Origin of the sequence: Leisingera daeponensis, assembly GCF_019801465.1 — a bacterium.
Classification (GTDB): domain Bacteria; phylum Pseudomonadota; class Alphaproteobacteria; order Rhodobacterales; family Rhodobacteraceae; genus Leisingera; species Leisingera daeponensis_A.
The window spans coordinates 1-19,265 of record NZ_JAHVJA010000018.1 but is presented as its reverse complement, the minus strand read 5'-3'; the positions used below and the strand labels follow the sequence as shown (position 1 = coordinate 19,265).

The window sequence follows — 19,265 nt, the reverse complement described above, 5'->3', positions numbered from 1 at the left end:
ACATTTTAGAAAGGAAGTTGTCACGTGTATCTTCTCTCCAAGCTAGCATGACCGGAGAGACAAATGCCCACGACCGTATACTCAGCCCGCCGCATCATTACGATGGACCCGACGCGGCCCGTGGCCACCCATGTCGCCGTGTCGGTTGATGGTACCATTCTCGGGGTAGGCACTCCGAACGACATGAGCCATTGGACCGACACGGTGCGGGACGACCGTTTTGCGGACAAGGTGCTGATGCCGGGCTTCGTCGAGGGGCATGCACATCTAATGGAAGGGTCGATCTGGGAGTACACCTATCTTGGACACTTTGGCCGCATCGCGCCGGATGGACACCATTGGCCGGGTGTGGGCACCACCGAGGCCCTGATTTCACGATTGCAAGAATGCGCTTCGGTGGCGCCGGACGGACCGGTGGTCGGTTGGGGGTTCGATCCGCTCTTCGTTCCGGGCGAGCGTCTGACGCGGCAGCATCTCGATCAGGTATCGCAGGAGCGTCCGGTCATCGTATTCCATTCGAATATGCATTTGATCACCGCGAACTCGGTTGCAATGGATCTGGCCGGTTACGGCTGCGGCACCGATCTGCCCGGGGTGATCCGTAACACGGACGGGTCGCTGCACGGCGAATTGCACGAAATGGGCGCGATGTTCCCGGTGATGCGGCGTATCGGTACCAGCTTCCGCCAGTTGACCGGCGGGCGCGATGCAATTTGGAACTTTGCGCGATCGGCTTGCCGGACAGGGGTGACTACCTCTACCGATCTGTTGAACGAACTAGGTGACGACGCGGTGGACGAATTGCGGAGTGTCACCGGCGAGGAAGGCTTTCCGCTACGCTTAGTACCGATGCTGTCGGCGATGTCGATGCCAACGGCTCAGCTGACCGATCGGGCAAAGGTGCTTGCTGCAAGGTCGACGGACCGGCTGCGTCTGGGTGGGGTCAAGATCGTCACCGACGGATCGATCCAAGGTTTCACGGCGCAGATGAAAACGCCCGGGTACTACCGTGGTACGGCGCAGGGTATCTGGAACATTGCACCGGACGCACTGAGAACTATGGCGACCTACCTGAATCGCGCCGGCATCCAGATGCATATCCACGTTAACGGCGATGCCGCCAGCCTTGCGGCCATCGAAGCCCTCGAGGCGGCACTATCGGAGCAATACCTGCCCGATCACCGGCATACACTTCAGCATTGCCAGATGGCGGACCAGGCGCAATTGCGGCGGGCGGCAGCGCTGGGTTGCTGCGTGAACTTTTTCGCCAATCACCTGTATTACTTCGGCGACAAGCATCACGACATCACCATGGGCCCTGAGCGAGCCAACCGCATGAACCCCTGCCGTAGCGCGCTGGATCTGGGCTTGCCGCTGGCGATCCACTCCGACGCACCGGTGACGCCGCTGGGACCGCTCTTCACGGCCTGGTGCGCGGTCAACCGGCTGACTGACAGCGGGCGCCGTCTTGGTGCTGCAGAGCGCATCACGCTTGACGAGGCGCTGCACGCGATCACGCTCGGCGCGGCTTTTACGCTCAAGCTGGATGGGGAGGTCGGCTCCATCGAGGTCGGCAAGCGTGCGGATTTCGCGGTGCTGGAAGATGACCCCTACGAAATGGGAGGCGAGGCGCTGAAGGACGTTGGCGTCTGGGGCACCGTTTCGGGCGGCCGGGCCATCGAAGCGGGGTCGTTTTGAGCGCCCGGGCCCCACTTCCGGTCAACGTGATCTGCGGCTACCTGGGCGCCGGCAAGACCACACTTCTGAACCGCCTGCTGACGGAGAGCAAAGAGCGCATCATCGTGATGGTCAATGACTTCGGGGACATTGCGGTGGACGCGGCGCTGGTCTCCGCTCGGTCCGCCGACACGATTCAGCTCAGTAACGGGTGCATCTGTTGCTCGATGGCCGGGGGAATGTTCGACGCTTTCGAGCGCGCCTTGTCTTTGCGCGAAGCGGCGGACCGGCTGGTGATTGAGGCAAGCGGAGTGGCGGAGCCTGCGCGACTGACAGCTTTCGCCCGGGCCGAGCCGGATCTGGACTGCCGCTCCGTGGTGGTCGTGGTCGATCCGTTCACCCTGGGGCAAAGGCTGCAGGACGACCGCATCGGCGGTGTGGTGCGACGGCAGATCGAGGGCGCGGATGTGGCATACCTTTCGCGATCCGACAGGAAGCCCGACGAGCAGTCCCGCAAGGCCCGCGCGCGGGTGATGCTGACCAACCCGTCCAGCGCGATCCACTACTCGATGGGCAAGGCCTTCCTCAATGCGATGGACGCTCCCCACGTGGACATGACGGTCAGCACCCTGCCGGGCGACGCTCACGCTGACCTGTTCAGCCGTGCAACTGTGCTCCAGGACGACGCGCCGGAGCGCGAAGGCTTCCTTGACAGGCTGCGTGCTGCCGCACTGTCGCTGCACCGGGCCAAGGGCTTTGTCCGCTTTGCGTCCGAGGACGCTCCGTCACTGGTGCAACTGGCAGGCGGCGAGATCACGGTTTGCAAGCCGCCGAATGACCCGGGTCCTGGACCCGCGGTGCGTCTGGTGCTGATCGGTACCGATGACGCCGCGCTGCGCCGGTTTCAATCCGAACACGTTACATCCGATCCCCAGCCGGCACGGTCAGGGACGATATGACATGACGCGCGGTGGTAAGGGAGGAGACCCAAAGAAGCCACCGCACGGCAACGCTCGACAGCAAAAAGGGAGAGAGAGCATTGGCCTGGTACCTGACATACACCATCGCGTATTTCGCGGTGATGTTCGCAATCGGATTTTACTACTTCTTCAAGGTGAAGAGTTCGGACGAGTACCTGATCGCAAATTGGAACATGGGTTTCTGGTCCATCACCGGAACCATCATCAGCACCTGTGCGGGCGCTGCCGTCTTCATCGGCTGGGTGGGCATGGGCTATTCCGTCGGCATCTCGGGTTTCGTCAAATTTGCGTTGCCCGCGACCATTTTCAGCATGATTCTAATCTACTTTTTCAGCAAGCCCCTGCGGCGGCAGCGTCTTTATACGCTGGCCGACCTATTTGCCGAGCGCTTTGGGGCAAGGGTTGGGCTGATCCCGTCAATCTTTTCTGCCTTTGTCTACTCCGTTCCCACGGCGGCGCTGCAAATAGTGGGAATGGGTACGCTATTCACCATGGTCTTCGGCATTCCCCATGAAGGGGCGATCCTGCTGAGCTTCGCACTGATTCTCGGCTTCACTATCCTCGGCGGCCTTGTCGCGACCATCGTTACGGATGCATTGCAGAGCGTCATCGTCATTGTTGGCATCGTGCTGCTGTTCTTTGCGGCAATCCGCTTCGCCGGCGGGCCTAGCGCCATCATCGCAAATTCCGATGCAGGACATCTCAGCCCCTTTGGCCCGGATGGTGTGACTGAAGTGCTTGTGTTCGCCTTAACCGTCGGCCCGTTCTATCTCGTCTGGCAGTCCATCTGGCAGCGGATCTTCGCCTCGCGCACCGAAGGCATCGCAATCCGCGCGGGCCTGACGGGCTTCGCCATCTTCACGGTTATCGCGCTATTGCCATATCTGATTGGTCTCAGCGCAGTGCAATTCGTGCCCCAGGGCATGCGCCCCGACTTGATCTTTTCCTACCTGACGGTGGAATTGCTGCCGCCGGCACTCGGCGGGATCGTGGTCGTCGGCCTGCTGTCGGCCCTGATGACTGGCGCTGACTCTTTTATTCTGCAAGGCAGTTCCAACCTCGCGGAGGACTTGTATCGCCGTTTGTTCAAGCCGCAGGCAACTGAGGCCGAGAAGATGAGAGCTGCGCGGTTGAGCGTGGTGATCATCTCTGTTCTGTCCCTCCTGGTGGCCTTCCTGATGACCGACATCATCAGCGCCTATCAATGGGCACTCCGGATTTCGGCGACCACGCTCGTGATCCCCTTCCTAGCGGTGATGTTCTGGCGTCGGGCAACGTCGAAAGGATGCGCGTCGTCCATGCTCTCGGCCATTGTGGTGACGGTTATCTGGCCTTTGGTGGGGACTGGCATCGACCCGGTGATCCCCGGCATGCTGACCTGCCTAATCGTGCTGGTGGTTGTCAGCACGATGACGCGGCACTCGCCCCAAGAGTGTCCCCGCGCGGTCTACTGGGAAGATCTCCCCACAGCCGAGAAGCGGGCTAAAACTGTTCCGGCAGCCGAAGAAGCGGCCGCAGTGGTCTGAAGCCTCACCAGGCGCGACACTTCTATTTTCGGGGCGAACCCTAGTTTGCCCCGAAAAAATACACTCTGACAATTTAGCATTGTTGAAATGGAGGAGTAGCCCTTCTCTGCAAGTTGTTCGAACTGGAAAATGCGGAAAGAGCCGCCGTTCGCCGCACATGCAGCCTGGTCCGTGCCTGATGGCCGCAATGCGCAGATAGTGACTTTTGCAAAGTCTTGGTTTCGGCGAACTGGGCGGCGATTTCATGCTGCACGAGCATGAAAGGAGCAGACCTTCGCCGCAGGTGCAGCCACCAACCATCATCGAACGTAAGGGATGCGGGGCTTTCCGTACCTATGCATTTGACGCTCAGAAGTCTGCTTTCGGCATGCTCGCCGTAAAACCTTTGTATTTCACCAATAGAACAGCCCCTCTTGCCCACGAACTATGTTGTGGAGACAATGGTGACGACTTTCAATCGGAAAGCTGACCATGAACCTAACCGACGAAGAAGCTGATCTGATCTTTTCGATCATGCGCGACCTGAGTGGAGAATTTGACCATTCCGAGGTCCGTCGGCGTGTGGGTCAGAAGATGCTTGATCTTCTCAAGGCCGATTATTTCGCGTCCTACGTCTGGGATGATGATGCGCAGGAATTTGTGTCCTGTGTCCAGATCAACATGACCGACGACAACCTGCGCCGATATGAGAGCTACTTCCAGTTTCACGACCCGATCACACCCACCCTGCAAAAACGAAAGAAGGCGACGCCGGTAAGCGAGGTGATGCGGCATGACCGTCTGGTCAAGACTGAGTTCTTCAATGATTTCCTGAAACAGGACGGGCTTTGCTACGGCATGAACTACTTCGCTTATGACCGGGGGGACAATATCGGCGATCTGCGCATTTGGCGTGGGGCGAACCGCGAGGACTTCACGCCCTGGGATGCCCAGATCGTAGATGCAGTGGGGCCGAGCCTGGTCAATGCCCTGATCCGGGCGAGGAGTACAGTCGAGCAGTTGCCCTCACTGAGGTTCGCCCAAATTGCCGATGATCTGGGGTTCACGGTTCGGGAAGCCGAAGTGGCTGACCTCTTGGTAACTGGCCTCACCGACGATGAGATTTGCGGTAAGCTCGGCTTCTCCAAGCCGACGCTGCGCTCCCATATCGCGTCCATCTTCCGGAAATCTGGGTTGAACAGACGCACCCAACTGGCCCAATTTCTGGCCGAGAAAAATCATCATTTGTGATGATAGGCAACTGATCCTACCAGTTTCTATCCTCTTTCCCAATCATCAGGGAGGCAAGGATGTCGCTGGATTTGGAGCGTTTGGATGCGGTCGCCACGGTTACTGCAATCAGGGATGGGTCGGTTTCTGCGGCTGAATATGCCGAAGCCTTGGCAGATCGGGCCGTAAAACATGCGGACCTGAACACGCTTCAAAGTTTTGATGCGCAACACGTGGTTCAGGCGGCAGTCGAAGCCTTTGAGGCCCATCCGGGGGCGGCACTGGCGGGCCTGCCGGTCGTGGCCAAGGACAACATCAACACCACGAATTACCCGACTTCAGGCGGCACAAAGGCTCTCCTGGATCATACCCCGGCAACGGATGCTGGTGTCGTCCAGCGGATCAATCAGGCAGGTGGGTTCATCGGGGCCAAGGCCGGAATGCATGAACTGGCTTTAGGCATCACGTCGAACAACGCGGTCACCGGAGCCGTGCGCAACCCGAGCAACCCAACCATGATCCCCGGTGGGTCATCGGGTGGCACCGCAGCCGCCATTGCCGCCGGGATATTCCCCGCAGGTTTGGGCACGGATACCGGCGGGTCCTGCCGTATCCCAGCGGCCCTTTGTGGGGTGACCGGTTTCCGTCCGACCACCGGTCGCTATGACGGCGATGGGGTTGTTCCGATCTCGCACACCCGCGATACAGTGGGGCCATTGGCCCGCAGTGTTCGGGATATCGCCCTCTTGGACACCGTACTGTCGGGCGACAACACCGAACTCGCAGATGTCGAGATGGGCAATGTCACGCTGGGTGTTCCCCGGCTGATGTTCTACGACAACCTTGATCCCGTCGTCGCCCGGGCGGTCGAGGCGCAACTCTCTACCCTGTCAGCCGCAGGAGCCAAGCTGGTAGATGTCAGCTTAGAACCGATCTGGCCGCATAACGAAGCCTTCAGTTTCCCGGTCGTGCTCTACGAGGTCATGCGTGATCTTCCGGCCTATCTGACGGAACACGCTCCGGACATTTCCTTTGAAACACTCGTTGCAGGCATAGGCTCACCGGATGTGGCCGGAGCCATCAGCAGCCAGCTAGGGGACGAGGCGATGCCGGAGGCAGCCTATAGGGCGGCGATGGACGAACATCGCCCGGCAATGCGTCAGATTTACGGTCAGGTTTTCGAAGAATATAGGCTGGACGCGATTGTCTTCCCGACGACGCCCCTGCCTGCAAGACCCATCGGCGAAGACGTGACCGTCAGCCTGAACGGAGAACAGGTTCCGACCTTCCCGACCTACATCCGCAATACCGACTTGGGGTCGAATGTCGCTGCCCCCGGCATTTCACTTCCGTGCCCCATTTCTTCGGGCCTTCCGGTCGGTATCGAGTTCGATGCCATGCCCGGGAAAGACCGGTCGCTGCTGGCCCTGGCACGGGCCGCAGAAAAAGCAATGGCGCAATAGACGCCTCTTTCAATAAAGGGAGGAACTCATGTCGAAATCAACGACGAAACTCTTGGCCAGTGCCGCTGTGGCCCTGGCTCTCGGAACAGTATCCGCTACCGCCGACATCAAGATCGGTGTGCTGGTACCGGATTCCGGTCCTGCTGGTCTCTTCGGGCCATCCACGCGGAACTCGGCCACACTAGCCGCAAAGAAGATAAATGCCAGCGGCGGCATCAACGGCGAACAGATCGAACTGGTTTTTGCCGATGTCGGTGTGCCTCCGGCAGAGGCCGCTCAGGCCGCATTGCGGTTGTGGAAAGGGGAAGGGGCCCAAGCTTTTGTTGGCCTGCATGACTCGGCGGTGCGTGAAGCCCTGATCGGGCGGTTTGGCGGGCAGGTTCCGTATGTCTACACGCCGGTCTACGAGGGCAATTCCTGTGCGGACGGGCTCTACATCACTGGTGAGACCCCCAGTCAGCAGCTTGCCCCGGTCATCCCCCACCTGACAGAAACCGAAGGTGTTTCGAAGTGGTATCTGATCGGCCATGACTACAACTGGCCTCGCGACACCAACGCCCTAGCCAAAACCTATATCGCCGATGCAGGCGGTGAGGTCGTGGGCGAGGAATATGTGCCGTTCACCGTCAGCGAGTTTGACTCGTCGCTGCAACGCATCAAGGAAAGCGGAGCCGACGCGGTGCTGATTACCCTTGTGGGTGGTGGTTCCGTGGGTTTCAACGTCAGCTTCGCAGGCTTTGGTCTGGATGAACAAGCAATTCGTCTGGGTACCCTAATCGAAGAGAACACCCTTGCCGGAATCGGTGCAGACAACGCCAACCGTCTGTATTCATCTTCAGGCTATTTTTCCTCCATCGAGTCTGAAGCTGCGGCGTCTTTTGCGACAGATTACGCCGAAGCCTACGGTACGGATGCGCCAGCCCTGAACGGTCTCGGACAATCAGCTTATGAGGGTCTGATGCTGCTGGCTGCTCTGGCCAACAAGGCAGGTAGCCTTGATGTCGCCGCCATGGATGCCGCCGCAGAGGGCACCACATGGAGCACACCGCGGGGCGACAACACGCTGACCGGTCGTCATATGGCACAGACGATCTATCTGGCCGATGGAAGCGGTGGCGCGTTCAACATCGTCGCGTCGTTCGAGGGCGTGGCGTCGTCCGAAGCCTGCGCTAACTGACCTCCCTCCCATGTCGTCAGTTCTTTTCCTTAACCTCGCCTGGCAGATCAGCACCCTAGCACTGGTCGCCCTAGGGCTTGCCATCGTGTTTGGCAAGCTTCGGATCATGAATATGGCGCATGGGGAATTTGTGATGATCGGGGCCTATGCCCCGGTCATCACATCATCAATGGGCCTGCCCGGCTGGTTGCAGGTTCCTGTGTGCCTATTGACTGTGGCGCTGGTTGCCTTTGCACTTGAGCGCACGATCATCCGCCACCTCTATGGCCGGATGTTCGACAGCCTTCTGGCTACCTGGGGCATTGCCATTCTGCTGCGTGAGGCGGTGGAGCTGATCTTCGGACGCGGCTATCAATCTGTCAGCCCACCAATCAGCGGCACGATCAGCGTTCTCGGAGCCGACTACCCCGCCTATCGCATCGCCGTCATCATCGGCATCAGCATTGGATTTGCTGCCCTCTACTGGTGGAACGCACGGTCCAAGGTAGCCACCCGGATCAAGGCAATGGTCGGCAACCCCGACTTGGCCGAAGCCGTCGGCATAAACACCGCCCGTCTGTCCGCTGGAGCTTTCGTCTTCGGTTGCTGCACTGCTGGTTTGGCCGGGTTGATCCTCGCCCCAACCATCCGCATCGAACCGATGATGGGGCTCGACTACCTGATCCGCTCGTTCTTCGCCCTGGTCGTAGGTGGCCTTGGCAGCCTCGAAGGGCTTGGCATCGGGGCCGGAATCATCGCGGGAACACAATCTGTCCTTGGGGCCGTCGCCAGCCAGACCTATGGCTATCTGGCTGTCCTGACCCTTTCCATTCTCTTTCTCTGGCTGAAACCCGATGGCATCCGTTCTTCTTCCCGTTAGTCTGCTTCTGGCGGTCCTACTTCTGATACCGGAACTTTTCGGGGATTTCATAGCCTACCAGATCGGGCTCTACCTGATCTACGGCATCGCAGCCCAGGGGATCGGTTTTCTCTGGGGCAAGACCGGGGTACTGCCGCTGGGTCAGGCCTTGTTCTTCGGCATCGCTGCATATATCGCGGCGATCACCCTTCGGGCCGAAAGTGGCCTGGTTCTGGACTTGATCCTTGCTGCTGGTGTGTTGGTTGCAATGGCTGTGTTTGCCTTCACCCTGGCCGCGCTGATCTTCCGGGGACGCGACGAAAGCGGGCCCTATTTCTCACTGATTACGCTGGCGTTGGTTATGATCGCCGAACAGATCGCCGGAACGGCAACCAACCTGACCGGTGGCTTCAACGGCATGAGCCGGTTTTCGAGTCTCGGCAATCTCGATCCGTTTGGCGGGTTCTACTACGTCATTGTTGCGGCCACGGTCGCAGTAAGCTTGCTCTTGTTCATCCTGAACCGACTTCCGGTGAACCTGATCGCCAGGGCGGTTGCCGATAATGAACCGCGCCTGCAATTGATGGGCTTCCCGACCTACGCCATCAAAGGTGCGGTGTTTGCCTTCTCTGCCGTCATCGCCGCATTGGCCGGGGGGCTGTTCGCCTCGCATCAGGGCATCGTGACACCAACATCGACGGGATTTGCCCTCTCTGCCGAGATGGTGATCCTCGCTGCGGTCGGAGGCCGCTTCCATGTGCTCGGGCCCCTGATCGGGGCGGTGATCGTCGGCTGGGCCTCCGCCGAGTTTCGCGACAGCTTCCCCTATTGGGAACTCCTGATGGCCGTTGCCTTTATTCTTGTCGTGCTTAAAGCCCCCGGCGGGATCGCGGAACTGCTGGAAACTGCCTACCGACGGTTCAGGCCAGTGAGGACCACGGGACCGCAACCGGCAATGGCGGCTCCGAAATCCAAGAGCGTCGTTACCAATGCTCCGCTCAAGTTCAACAACGTTCACCTCAGCATCGGTGTGGTACGCATCCTGAACGGTGTGTCTTTTGAGACCCCCGCCAACGGCATCATCAGTGTGATCGGGCCGAACGGGGCAGGAAAAACAAGTGCCCTGAACACCATCACCGGCAACCTTCACCTGACCTCTGGACGCATCTCGCTTGGCGATGCCCGCATCGATTCCAGATCACCCCACAAGGCCCTCGGCAGCGGAATCGGTCGCAAGCTGCAAGTGCCTTCAGTGTTCTTCTCCATGAGCGTGTCCGAGAACCTGTCGATAGCCATGATGGCGAACCGTGCGAAGCTGGTCGATTTCTTCCGGCCTTCAACCTATCAATGGCGGTCGAAACCCCTGTCGAGCCTTCTGGAACACGCTTCAGTTCCACTCCGGGAAGAATTGGTCCAACCGGTCGAACATCTGCCCCAGGGACACCGCCAATTCCTGGAATACGCCATGACCATCGCCGCCGAACCGCCGGTACTGCTGCTGGACGAGCCATGTGCGGGACTATCACCGGATGAAACAGCCCTGATGACTGACCTGGTGCGGGACTACCAGGCGGAAACTGGCGGGCTCGTCATCGTCATCGAACACGACATGAGCATCGTCGAGGCGATCTCCGACAAGGTTCTCGTCCTGCATTTGGGCCGGGTCCTTGCCTTCGACACATTCGACAAAGTGCGAAGCAACCCGGAGGTTCAGGCCGTCTATGCCGGAGGAACAAAATGACCGTGCTTCTGGAAATCAATAACCTGACAGGCGGATATCGCGACACCAACGTCCTGTTCGATGTGTCCGCCCGTATCGAGGCTGGCCATGTTCTCGGTGTTTTCGGCAGAAACGGTGTCGGCAAAACCACCCTTGCCCGCCTGGTGCAGGGTGGGATTCCCCCGGCTCACGGTGACATCCGGCTCGATGGTCGTTCGGTAAGGGGCCTCCCGCCTCATGACCGTCATAGGCTACATGCCGCAGACATCCATGGTGTTCGATGATCTGACGGTCAGGGAAAACCTGACCCTCGGGAATGTCCAGGAGAAGCCGGATAGATACTTCGATAGGTTCCCACGACTGGCCGAGCGGCTGGACCAACCAGCAGGCACCATGTCGGGCGGTGAACGAAAAATCCTCGCCTTTGTCCGAGCCATGATCGAGGACACCAACATTGTCGTCCTTGATGAGCCGTCCGAGGGCGTCCAACCGGAAAACATCGACCACATGGCCGAATGTCTGAAGGAACGTGCGACCGCAGGGGCCGGTGTTCTATTGTGCGAACAGAACTTGACCTTTCTGACCAGCATTTCCTCCTGGTACCTTGGCCTGGACGCGGGAACGGCGGTTCTGGACAAACCGGCAAGTGCAGTGTCAGCTGCACAATTGAGATCAATATTAAGCTTGTAGTCAGGATCAGCCGTTTCGGTTTCAGTTGTTTCGAAACGAACTTGCGCAAGAAACCGGCCATTCGTTTTGTCTGCGGCATTTGGAACTGTGGGCTCTATGCTGCCTTGCGGCAACGCAGCACCAAGCTGCCCGGCGCGACAGCGTTCCTCGCTAATCGTGATCGGCTCAAGCCAGCCCGAAGCGGACATGATGCCCAATACCCCTTTTGGTAAAAGCGGACCTTTGCGAAGACACCCGGCATGGGAAAAGTTGCAGGACGAAGCCGCCCTTCGCCGCACATGCAACCTGGGCAGGACCGAGTAACGCCCATGTGCAGGGAGCGGAGATTGAAAAGTGTGGGCTGCTTCCCGACAGCGGCCATTCGTGTAGAGTGCAGTGAAGGCCAAGCAGCAAAACCTATCGTCAAGAACTAGGTCGTGAGTGCCTCAATTGCGTAACTGAGTGGAATTTCAGAATGAGCAATACACTGGTTGAGGCCTACGTTCTTTTCTCCGGATCCGCACTATTTAAATTTGCCTTCCCATTTAACTTGGCTATCTGGGCAATGGGCCTTTTTTTCGGATTTCGCCGCGCATCATCATGGCTAACGGGCGCGATCTGTATCGCATTAAAAAGAGCGGGTAGCTTTTCCCGAACAGTTTGGCAGACAAAAGAGCCGCTTGGCTTGTACGGGGCGATCCTTTCGACATCAATGGCAATTCTCACACTGATCTCATTCATGCGAGACAGCGATGAACTCGAACTATTGCTCCGGTGTGACCGAACTGACGATTTTTCAGTTGCTGATAGATATGTACTCATATCGGCAAGATGCGCCGTCAAAAACGGTGGAAACGTTACTGCAACAATAGACACCGTCGAGCCGACTTTTTATTTTTCGAAAAGAATTGATCTGGCAAGAGGTCTTGAAGATAGGAGTATACACAGTTTTCGCGGCGACCCCAGCGAACTACTGTCCAAAGACTTTGCACTACCTCAGACGCTCCAGCCTGGCGTCACTAAGATTTTTAATGCGAAGGTCGCAATCCCGATAGGTTGGTGGGAGAAAACGCAGACCGACGACGGTCTATTTCTGACCACACAAGATATCGAGCTGCTTCTTTCTGAATTTGCGGCGTGCAAGGAGACGGAGCGACCAGAAGAGTGTTTCTACGAAATGACAGGAAAGTACCTTCCCAACTACCTCTATGAGACCATTAAGTATCCGGGCGGCATGGGAGGATACCAGCCGATTAATGGAGTTGGAATAAGAGTATCTGACTTCTCTTATTCTGCTGAGGTCGAGGTGGACTTGTATACCGGGTTGTACCCGCGGCGGCGGAAGGAAGATAACGAGCTCCTTTCAGATGATCGCAGTTTTAGTCATCTGGAAAACCTGCGTCGGCCATGGTGGAAGAAGGAGTACATCATCTGGACTCAGACTGACGAGAAATCAAGAAGTGGGTTTTCAACCAATTTCATGTTTGCAACGCTCAAGTATTTGAGCGTTGCGCTATCAATTTTTGGGTGGCTGCTGATTGGAAACCGCTTGTGGCGTAAAACATCCAACCGCGCTCATAACGCTGAAGAATGAAGCTTTTCTGAAATGGCGGTTCGACATCAGAATGTCAGGCTGGGACTGATTGCTCAGTCTTGTGACATGGGCCAGAACACTGCGAAAAGCTTGCCGCGTGTGCAAAAGTTTTCTGCGCCAGCTGTAGCCGCATCAGCAAAAGTTAGCAAAGTCCGCATCTCTGCATTCCAAGCAGCGTAGCGCGTGTGTCCGCTTTTGCCTACTTCGTCGTCTCGCACCATGTCCGTTCCGGGCTGCGAAAGGCCCTAGTCACCTGCGGCATCCTTGCAGAGCAGCAATGGCAGCTTTGGGCTCGGAGCGGCCTTGCGGCGGCGCAGCGGTGTCATCACCGGCCTGGACGGTTACCGTCGCTGTCACAGCTGACCGCAGGCAGCCCAATTTGGACGTTTGCACGATGCGCGGCGACGCCCTCGCTGCAAGCGCAAAGGGTCCAGGCAGATTTCCCGAGAGCGGACCTTCAGGGCTGCACAGTTGACTAGGATGATGCTGCACCCCGCTCGAAGGTCGGCGGGGCGCAGAAAGCTGCCACTGCAAAGTTGCGAACTATGGGCGCCCTTCGGAACCTGACCGGCCCTTACAGGAAAACATCCGTTGCCGCCGCGGCTGCTGGTTCTAACTGGACAGGCTTTGCATGTGGCCAAAATTTATGCCTCATTCGGGAAGAGAGCCGCCCAGAATGATTTCTTTCCAGTCAGGAATGCAACTGACCAAGATCAACTTTTGGAAGATACGTTCCGCCACTTCCAAGTGAACCTTCCGCTGATCACTGATTTGAGTATGATCGAGGCCTTGGTAGTCAATTTCTCCGTTGTGAGCTACTTGGCTTCGGTGGCTGTAAATGGTGCCGAGCGCAGAGTAGACTTTTTTTCTGTCCTCCAGTCCCACTCCCACAAGCCATGCCCCTCTAATACGAAATGTTAGAGAGAGTTGATCAGGGCGTTCCTTCTTATTTTCCGTGAAAAGCAGCAACATTTCGAGAGAAATCCCCAGATCGAGAGCCATCTTTCTTCCGTCTTGTGTTGCCTTAGCCTGAGCAAAACGCTCAAGCGATGCCCGGAATTGAAGTTTGTATTTCGGAGGAAGAAGCGAGAATTTCTCGCTTAACTCTCTAATCAGCTCTGAATTACCCCCCCCTGACAGCTCACAGGTTGATCGAGGTACGGCCTGTTCAGTCCAGTATTGTCCTCCGCCACCACCAAAGTGGCCTGGCGGCACATGCTCAGGCGCATATGAAGTTGAAAACGCTGGGACACAGATGCAGCCATTCAAACAATTAATGATGGCGGCTATGTCCCCAAGCTTCTCAGTTGCCTCTCCAATTTCGTGTCTGCAACGCATTCTGTCTGCGATGTTGTCCATGCAATCGCAGGTCAGCGCAGCAGTTGGTTTAAGTCGGTACCCAAAATCCAATGGCCGAAGTTCGGAAAAATTGAGCTTCTCGTGTGAAATTGGCATATCCGCAAGCGGAGTTAATTTCACTGCCTCTGTGAGTGAAACTGTTTCATCACTCTTGGGCCCGTACACCCACAGTGTCTTTATTCGGCTTTGATTCTCTTCGATATTTTTCAATGAAATTCTCTAGTTCTTGGTCTGCTGTGATTGGGTCAGTACTATTTGCTCGCCAGGTCCACCATGCAACCAGACTTTGGGTTTGTAATCGCACCACCTTAGTGTCGCCGTGGGGGAAAACATACTCTTTGAGGCGAGGGTCATTCTCAATCTTTTCCCGCCTCACCTGAGCATCGGGTAGCTCCTTGGCAAGAGCGAAAATAGCGCTCGAAAAGCAGGGTTTTTCTAAGCTTGGTGCCGAGCTGTACTCTCTGAATGAAGTTGGCAGGCCGAAATATCCGACAGTCATAAAGGTACACCTGTAGAGAGTTTCTGTTTGGCTGAACGGCACTATTTAGCCACACATCATCGACTTCCACCAACGAAAAGGGACTGTTCCACCGATGGCAGCTTTGGGCTGACTGGCGCCGATCACTGTGCCCCTGTAACAGGCTGGTGCTTGCTTCTCAGCGCCGCAACGCCGCATGGCGGCAGTGAGCCCAGAGATACCGATGCTGCACCGCGCTCCAACGTCTGCTCTTAAACCTGCGGCCAATAACGATCACCTGAGGGGCCGAAAGGTTCCGTAGGAGGACTATGTCTTTTGGTCTGATGAGGCGGCGAGGATCAGGTATCCACCCGCAATCTCCCAGTTCTTGATCATGATCGACCTTTGCCACGGGTCGGACGGCACGAAATTAAAAAACGCTGGTCACAATGCAGTACAAGGCTAGTGCCCGGCCAACCGGTTTCAGGAACCCGCCCGCAATCAAAAGCCCCGCAGCCAGAAAGTTGAATGCCAGCGCAGGCCAGACGAGCATTCCGGCAAGCCACATCCTGCCAGAAGGGATTGCGCAGGTCCTGGGTCAACGGCTTTCTGGACTGCGCCCTCAACAAACAAGATGGCCAGAAGATATCGCCCAGCAGCCCATTCAATTCTATTGCTCATGCGGCGGGGACGAAAGCCAGGCTTAGACCATTCAGGCAATGGCGTTTGCCAGTCGGCTCTGGCCCGTCATCGAAAATATGACCCAGATGACCACCGCAGCGACGGCAGTGGACCTCGGTCCGAACCAAGAAGATGAATTTGCGATCTTCTTTTGTGCCAACAGCATTCGGCAGGCTTTCAAAAAAGCTGGGCCAACCGGTGCCACTATCGTACTTCGCGTCTGCGTCGTAGACTGGCAGATCGCATCCCCGGCAGCGGTAGGTGCCAGCCCGATACTCATCATTCAACGGACTGGTATAAGGGCGTTCGGTCTCTTCCTGGCGCAAGACGAGGTACTCTCTCTCGTTCAAGCGCTCCCACCATTCGGATTCACTGCGGCAAATCTCAAATCCGCATGTCGCGGCTTGAAGGGGCCGGGCCAGTAAGGCTGCGCCGGTCATCATGAGCAAAGTTCTGCGGTTCATGTGGCACCTGTTCGAATAGTGTTTGGATGAGCCAGCCAAAGAGCAGGCTGGCCCATCCATGCCGGCCTGCTCGACTTACTTCGGTACAAGAACCGTATCGACAACGTGGATCACGCCGTTCGACTGATCGACATCGGCGATGGTCACATGGCCAGCATTGCCGTTTTCGTCGTAGATGTAGACATTCTTGCCCTTCACCTGCGCCGAAAGGGCATCGCCCGATACAGCGTTAAAGTGATAGAAGCCATCGGACGAAGCGCGGGCCTGACGTGCGATCTCTGCGGCGGACCAATCACCAGCAACGACATGCGCGGTCAGCACTTTGACGAGCATGTCCTTGTTTTCAGGCTTCAGGAGCGTTTCCACGGTTCCTGCAGGCAAGGCGGCAAAGGCATCGTTCACGGGGGCAAAGACTGTAAAGGGGCCTGGGCCTTGCAGCGTCTCGACCAGGCCTGCAGCCTGAACAGCGGCGACGAGCGTGGTGTGGTCTGCCGAGTTCACCGCATTTTCGACGATGTTCTTGGTTTCGAACATGGGCGCGCCGCCAACCATGGGGTTCTCTGCATAGGCAGCAGTTGCGATTGTCAGCGCTGCGGCTGCGGTGGCCAGACTGGATATGATATTCATATTTTCTCCTCTCGGGGTTGCCCGCGATCTTTTGCGGTTACGAGAGCCACGGCACGATGTGTGGAAGAGTTTCAGCCCGCCTGAAATAAATCGGCGTCAAAGAATTCGTCAGTCGCCAATACGGCCCCTGTAGGCGCACCGGTGGGCGAGCCGCCTTCGGGTTCATCCGAAACGGCTAATACTCCACCGTCAATCAAGGCTGCAATCTCGGGAGTGATCTCGAACAAGCTTTCCTGATCCGCCGGGATCACACCCAGGGACACGGGCGCATCAGCATTCGCGCCGATCACCCAAAGCTCAAAATCCCGGCCTGTCGCTGGCGCACCTTGCTTGGGAATAACTTTGAAAAGGTTTCCGTTGGGCGCATAGCCCGCCTCGATATGCACCGCACCGTCTTCTGAGATCAGTGTGGCGTGGAGCGTTGGATCAAAGGCCGGGCCGCGCAGCATCGGGCTGAAGGCAAGGAACGCAGCAACAGCAACAACGGCCAATGTGGGGAAGGCCAACCAGTTCCAAGCCCATCCGCGTCTCGGGCGGGCTTCCTCGCCATTCAATTCGGCGATCAGTTTTGATCTGACCGAAGGTGAAGGAACCTTGTCTGACAGATCAGACGTCAAAGCGGCGAACTCCGCCTCCCAAAACAGCACAAGCTCGCGAAGGTCAGCCTCCACTTGAAGCCGTGCTTCAAACGCCCGTTCCGCGTCCGCGTCCAGCAAGCGCAAGACGTATTCGGCGGCCAGCGCCTCGTCTTCCGGTATGTCCTGGCGGTCGCTCATCGCGAAAGGCACTCCTTCAAAGATATCAGGCTGCGGCGCAGCCAGGTTCGCATCGTGTTCAGCGGTACATCAAAACGGTCCGCTAGCGCTTGGTAGGTTGCGCCGTCCAGATAGGCGGCACGCACGGCATCGGCCCGGTCGGACGGCAGTTCTTCAAAACAGGCAGTGATCCGGCGCTGTTCTGACTCAGCAATACTTGCAGCTTCAGGCCCCGGTCGCTTCTCAATAAGCTCACCAACGCTGTCGAGGTCCACGTGATTGGCCCTTCTAGCCCGTAGCCGGTCAATCGACAGATTTCTTGCAACGGTTATGAGCCAGGTCATCGGAGAATGACCTGTCACCGCATATCGGTCAGCCTTGGCCCAAATGCGAAGATACACGTCCTGCAGTGCATCCTCCGCTTCGGCCCTGCTCTTCAAAACACGCAGGCACACACTGAATAGTTTCCCGCTTGTGGCATCGTAGAGAGCGGCCAGTGCAGCCCGGTCGCCAAGGGCGACCTTGCTGATCAGCTCTTCAATGTCCCTGCGGTCCGTCATTCGTGTCCTAAGCCGTTCAAATAGCTTCTTTTCCTTGCCTGACTGACAGAAATGGCCCCAAACGGCAAGCTCTTGCCGCTGGGACCACCCTGAATTGGTACCAATCAACTCACAACCCAATCGTCACGGATTACATCCCGAGCGACGCCGCGAAGCCCGTAATGCCACCCATTCCAAGATCGGCTTTCATCGTGGCCGCGCCTGTTTCGAGGTCAATCTCGTAAAGCCCAGCCGACGCAGCACCTTCCATCTGAAGGATTGCAAGCGCCATGTCCTCACCTTCTTTGGCCGAAACGATGTCGAAGCCACCCATCGGGGCCAAATCGACAGGTGCACCGTCAACGGTGATTTTGCCAATGGTTTCCAATGTACCGGCATTATTGGCCAAGCTCACCAGCGTGTCGGTTGCAGCATCAAGCGCATATTGGAACGTCGAGCCAGCCGTCTCGCCGTTTATGGCGTTGGTATACGCATTGGCGAAGATCATCGGCGTTGTGCCTGCCATGGGGTCATCGTCAGCATAAGCTAGATCGGTGAATCGGCGCACGGAACCGGCGCGCTCATCATTGTCACCGAAGCCATCAGGGAAATAGACAAGGTTGTCTCCCGCCGATGTGACTGCGCGCACAGCGTCAATTTTGTTGTTGAAATCAAACGCAACCATCTTGCCGTCGCCGATCATCGCGTCATCCATGAACGTGGCTCCCAGATCGGTCATCTCACCCGACATCGGATCAATTGTCGCAATCATGCCGTCAGAGAAGCCTAGCAGTTCGCCAGTCACCGGACGCCAGGCAATCGCCTTCAGGGGTGATGCCAAGCTATAGGTCATCACGTCGCTAGGGGCATTCACATCGCTCATCACAACGAGCGTTGCGCCATCATCTGCCAGTGCATAGCCGGAAACTGCTGCGTGACCTGCAGCAAATGCCGGGCTGGCTGCAAGGGCAATCATGGACGTCACAAGAGCTTGGATTTTCATCGTTCTTCCTTTCAATTTGGTATCAGCGCGCACGTATTTGGATGCGTTCTGTCCTCAACCACGAAAGGAACTGCTGGATAGTTTCAGCGTGATCTGGACAATTCTGAGTTTCACCGTGGTGTTGGCCAACCCAAAATGCATGACGGGCCGAAATGGACTGTCGTTCGCAGTGAAAAATCATCGAAGCGGCCATTGGAGCAGTCGCAGCGAATTGACTCTTCGTCCCGCTCACTGTCAGTCCAAGCCCGGCCAGGTGAACGGCCCTGGTCCCGGGGATCGGTCATTCACGCCTAGCGCGGCGAACTTGCGGCATGAGCCCATTTTACCGAATGCTGCGGTATCAACAAATGTCGGCTAGCAGTGATAATGCTTCGCATATTTTGTCACAAATCTGCATTCCAACAGCGCTAGGCTCTGGACTCATTGAGTTTCAAAGCCAGTAGATAACGAGGGCTGCAAGCGCGATTGCTGACAGGAAGACTTTTGGGCATCTGTCGTATCGTGTCGCAACCCGCCGCCAGTCCTTC

At 57.3% G+C, this 19,265-nt stretch carries 18 protein-coding genes and 1 pseudogene; 12 read left to right on the top strand and 7 right to left on the bottom strand.

All coding sequences use genetic code 11. From position 1 onward, the window contains the following. The first annotated feature begins 63 nt into the window (after positions 1–63). The 12 genes from KUV26_RS21845 (at position 64) to KUV26_RS21790 (ending at position 12,853) form a co-directional block, all read left to right on the top strand. Positions 64–1,698, top strand: a complete 1,635-nt coding sequence (locus tag KUV26_RS21845; RefSeq protein WP_222510007.1) for an amidohydrolase — start codon at positions 64–66, stop codon at positions 1,696–1,698. Further along, positions 1,695–2,636 (top strand): CobW family GTP-binding protein, encoded by a 942-nt coding sequence (locus KUV26_RS21840; protein WP_222510006.1) that lies wholly within the window; start codon positions 1,695–1,697, stop codon positions 2,634–2,636. The genes KUV26_RS21845 and KUV26_RS21840 overlap by 4 nt, the downstream gene beginning before the upstream one ends. Before the next feature lie 80 nt (positions 2,637–2,716). Next, the gene (locus KUV26_RS21835; protein WP_222510005.1) at positions 2,717–4,183 is read left to right on the top strand and encodes a sodium:solute symporter; all 1,467 of its coding nucleotides are present in this window, start codon (positions 2,717–2,719) and stop codon (positions 4,181–4,183) included. Between the two features lie 205 nt (positions 4,184–4,388). Beyond that, the gene (locus KUV26_RS21830) at positions 4,389–4,652 is read left to right on the top strand and encodes a hypothetical protein (RefSeq protein ID WP_222510004.1); all 264 of its coding nucleotides are present in this window, start codon (positions 4,389–4,391) and stop codon (positions 4,650–4,652) included. A 2-nt stretch (positions 4,653–4,654) separates the two neighbouring features. Continuing rightward, a complete protein-coding gene (locus KUV26_RS21825; protein ID WP_222510003.1) occupies positions 4,655–5,413 on the top strand; it encodes a helix-turn-helix transcriptional regulator in 759 nt (252 codons plus the stop codon). 59 nt (positions 5,414–5,472) lie between these two features. Further along, positions 5,473–6,855, top strand: coding sequence for an indoleacetamide hydrolase (gene iaaH / locus KUV26_RS21820; RefSeq protein WP_222510002.1), 1,383 nt, complete (start codon positions 5,473–5,475; stop codon positions 6,853–6,855). Between the two features lie 28 nt (positions 6,856–6,883). After that, positions 6,884–8,032, top strand: a complete 1,149-nt coding sequence (locus KUV26_RS21815) for a substrate-binding domain-containing protein (protein WP_222510001.1) — start codon at positions 6,884–6,886, stop codon at positions 8,030–8,032. Positions 8,033–8,042: 10 nt separating this feature from the next. Beyond that, a complete protein-coding gene (locus KUV26_RS21810) occupies positions 8,043–8,891 on the top strand; it encodes a branched-chain amino acid ABC transporter permease (protein ID WP_222510000.1) in 849 nt (282 codons plus the stop codon). Beyond that, a complete protein-coding gene (locus KUV26_RS21805) occupies positions 8,866–10,611 on the top strand; it encodes an ABC transporter permease subunit (protein ID WP_222509999.1) in 1,746 nt (581 codons plus the stop codon). The genes KUV26_RS21810 and KUV26_RS21805 overlap by 26 nt, the downstream gene beginning before the upstream one ends. Then, complete coding sequence (locus KUV26_RS21800) at positions 10,608–10,874, top strand: ATP-binding cassette domain-containing protein (protein WP_222509998.1); 267 nt, start codon at positions 10,608–10,610, stop codon at positions 10,872–10,874. The genes KUV26_RS21805 and KUV26_RS21800 overlap by 4 nt, the downstream gene beginning before the upstream one ends. Beyond that, a complete protein-coding gene (locus KUV26_RS21795; RefSeq protein WP_222509997.1) occupies positions 10,861–11,280 on the top strand; it encodes an ATP-binding cassette domain-containing protein in 420 nt (139 codons plus the stop codon). The genes KUV26_RS21800 and KUV26_RS21795 overlap by 14 nt, the downstream gene beginning before the upstream one ends. A 454-nt stretch (positions 11,281–11,734) precedes the next feature. After that, the gene (locus KUV26_RS21790) at positions 11,735–12,853 is read left to right on the top strand and encodes a hypothetical protein (RefSeq protein WP_222509996.1); all 1,119 of its coding nucleotides are present in this window, start codon (positions 11,735–11,737) and stop codon (positions 12,851–12,853) included. A 651-nt stretch (positions 12,854–13,504) separates the two neighbouring features. On the opposite strand, the gene KUV26_RS21785 is transcribed toward KUV26_RS21790, so the two are convergent. The 7 genes and pseudogenes from KUV26_RS21785 to KUV26_RS21755 form a co-directional block, all read right to left on the bottom strand. Beyond that, positions 13,505–14,422 (bottom strand): HEPN domain-containing protein, encoded by a 918-nt coding sequence (locus KUV26_RS21785; protein ID WP_222509995.1) that lies wholly within the window; start codon positions 14,420–14,422, stop codon positions 13,505–13,507. Positions 14,423–15,346: 924 nt separating this feature from the next. Further along, positions 15,347–15,814, bottom strand: a complete 468-nt coding sequence (gene msrB / locus KUV26_RS21780) for a peptide-methionine (R)-S-oxide reductase MsrB (protein ID WP_222509994.1) — start codon at positions 15,812–15,814, stop codon at positions 15,347–15,349. 75 nt (positions 15,815–15,889) lie between these two features. Continuing rightward, positions 15,890–16,441, bottom strand: a complete 552-nt coding sequence (locus KUV26_RS21775) for a fasciclin domain-containing protein (RefSeq protein WP_222509993.1) — start codon at positions 16,439–16,441, stop codon at positions 15,890–15,892. Between the two features lie 71 nt (positions 16,442–16,512). Further along, the gene (locus tag KUV26_RS21770; protein WP_222509992.1) at positions 16,513–17,217 is read right to left on the bottom strand and encodes an anti-sigma factor domain-containing protein; all 705 of its coding nucleotides are present in this window, start codon (positions 17,215–17,217) and stop codon (positions 16,513–16,515) included. Next, complete coding sequence (locus KUV26_RS21765; protein WP_222509991.1) at positions 17,214–17,756, bottom strand: sigma-70 family RNA polymerase sigma factor; 543 nt, start codon at positions 17,754–17,756, stop codon at positions 17,214–17,216. The genes KUV26_RS21770 and KUV26_RS21765 overlap by 4 nt, the downstream gene beginning before the upstream one ends. A 130-nt stretch (positions 17,757–17,886) precedes the next feature. Next, complete coding sequence (locus KUV26_RS21760) at positions 17,887–18,738, bottom strand: DUF4394 domain-containing protein (RefSeq protein WP_222509990.1); 852 nt, start codon at positions 18,736–18,738, stop codon at positions 17,887–17,889. 430 nt (positions 18,739–19,168) lie between these two features. Then, a pseudogene (locus KUV26_RS21755) lies at positions 19,169–19,265 on the bottom strand (IS5/IS1182 family transposase); the annotation flags it as partial.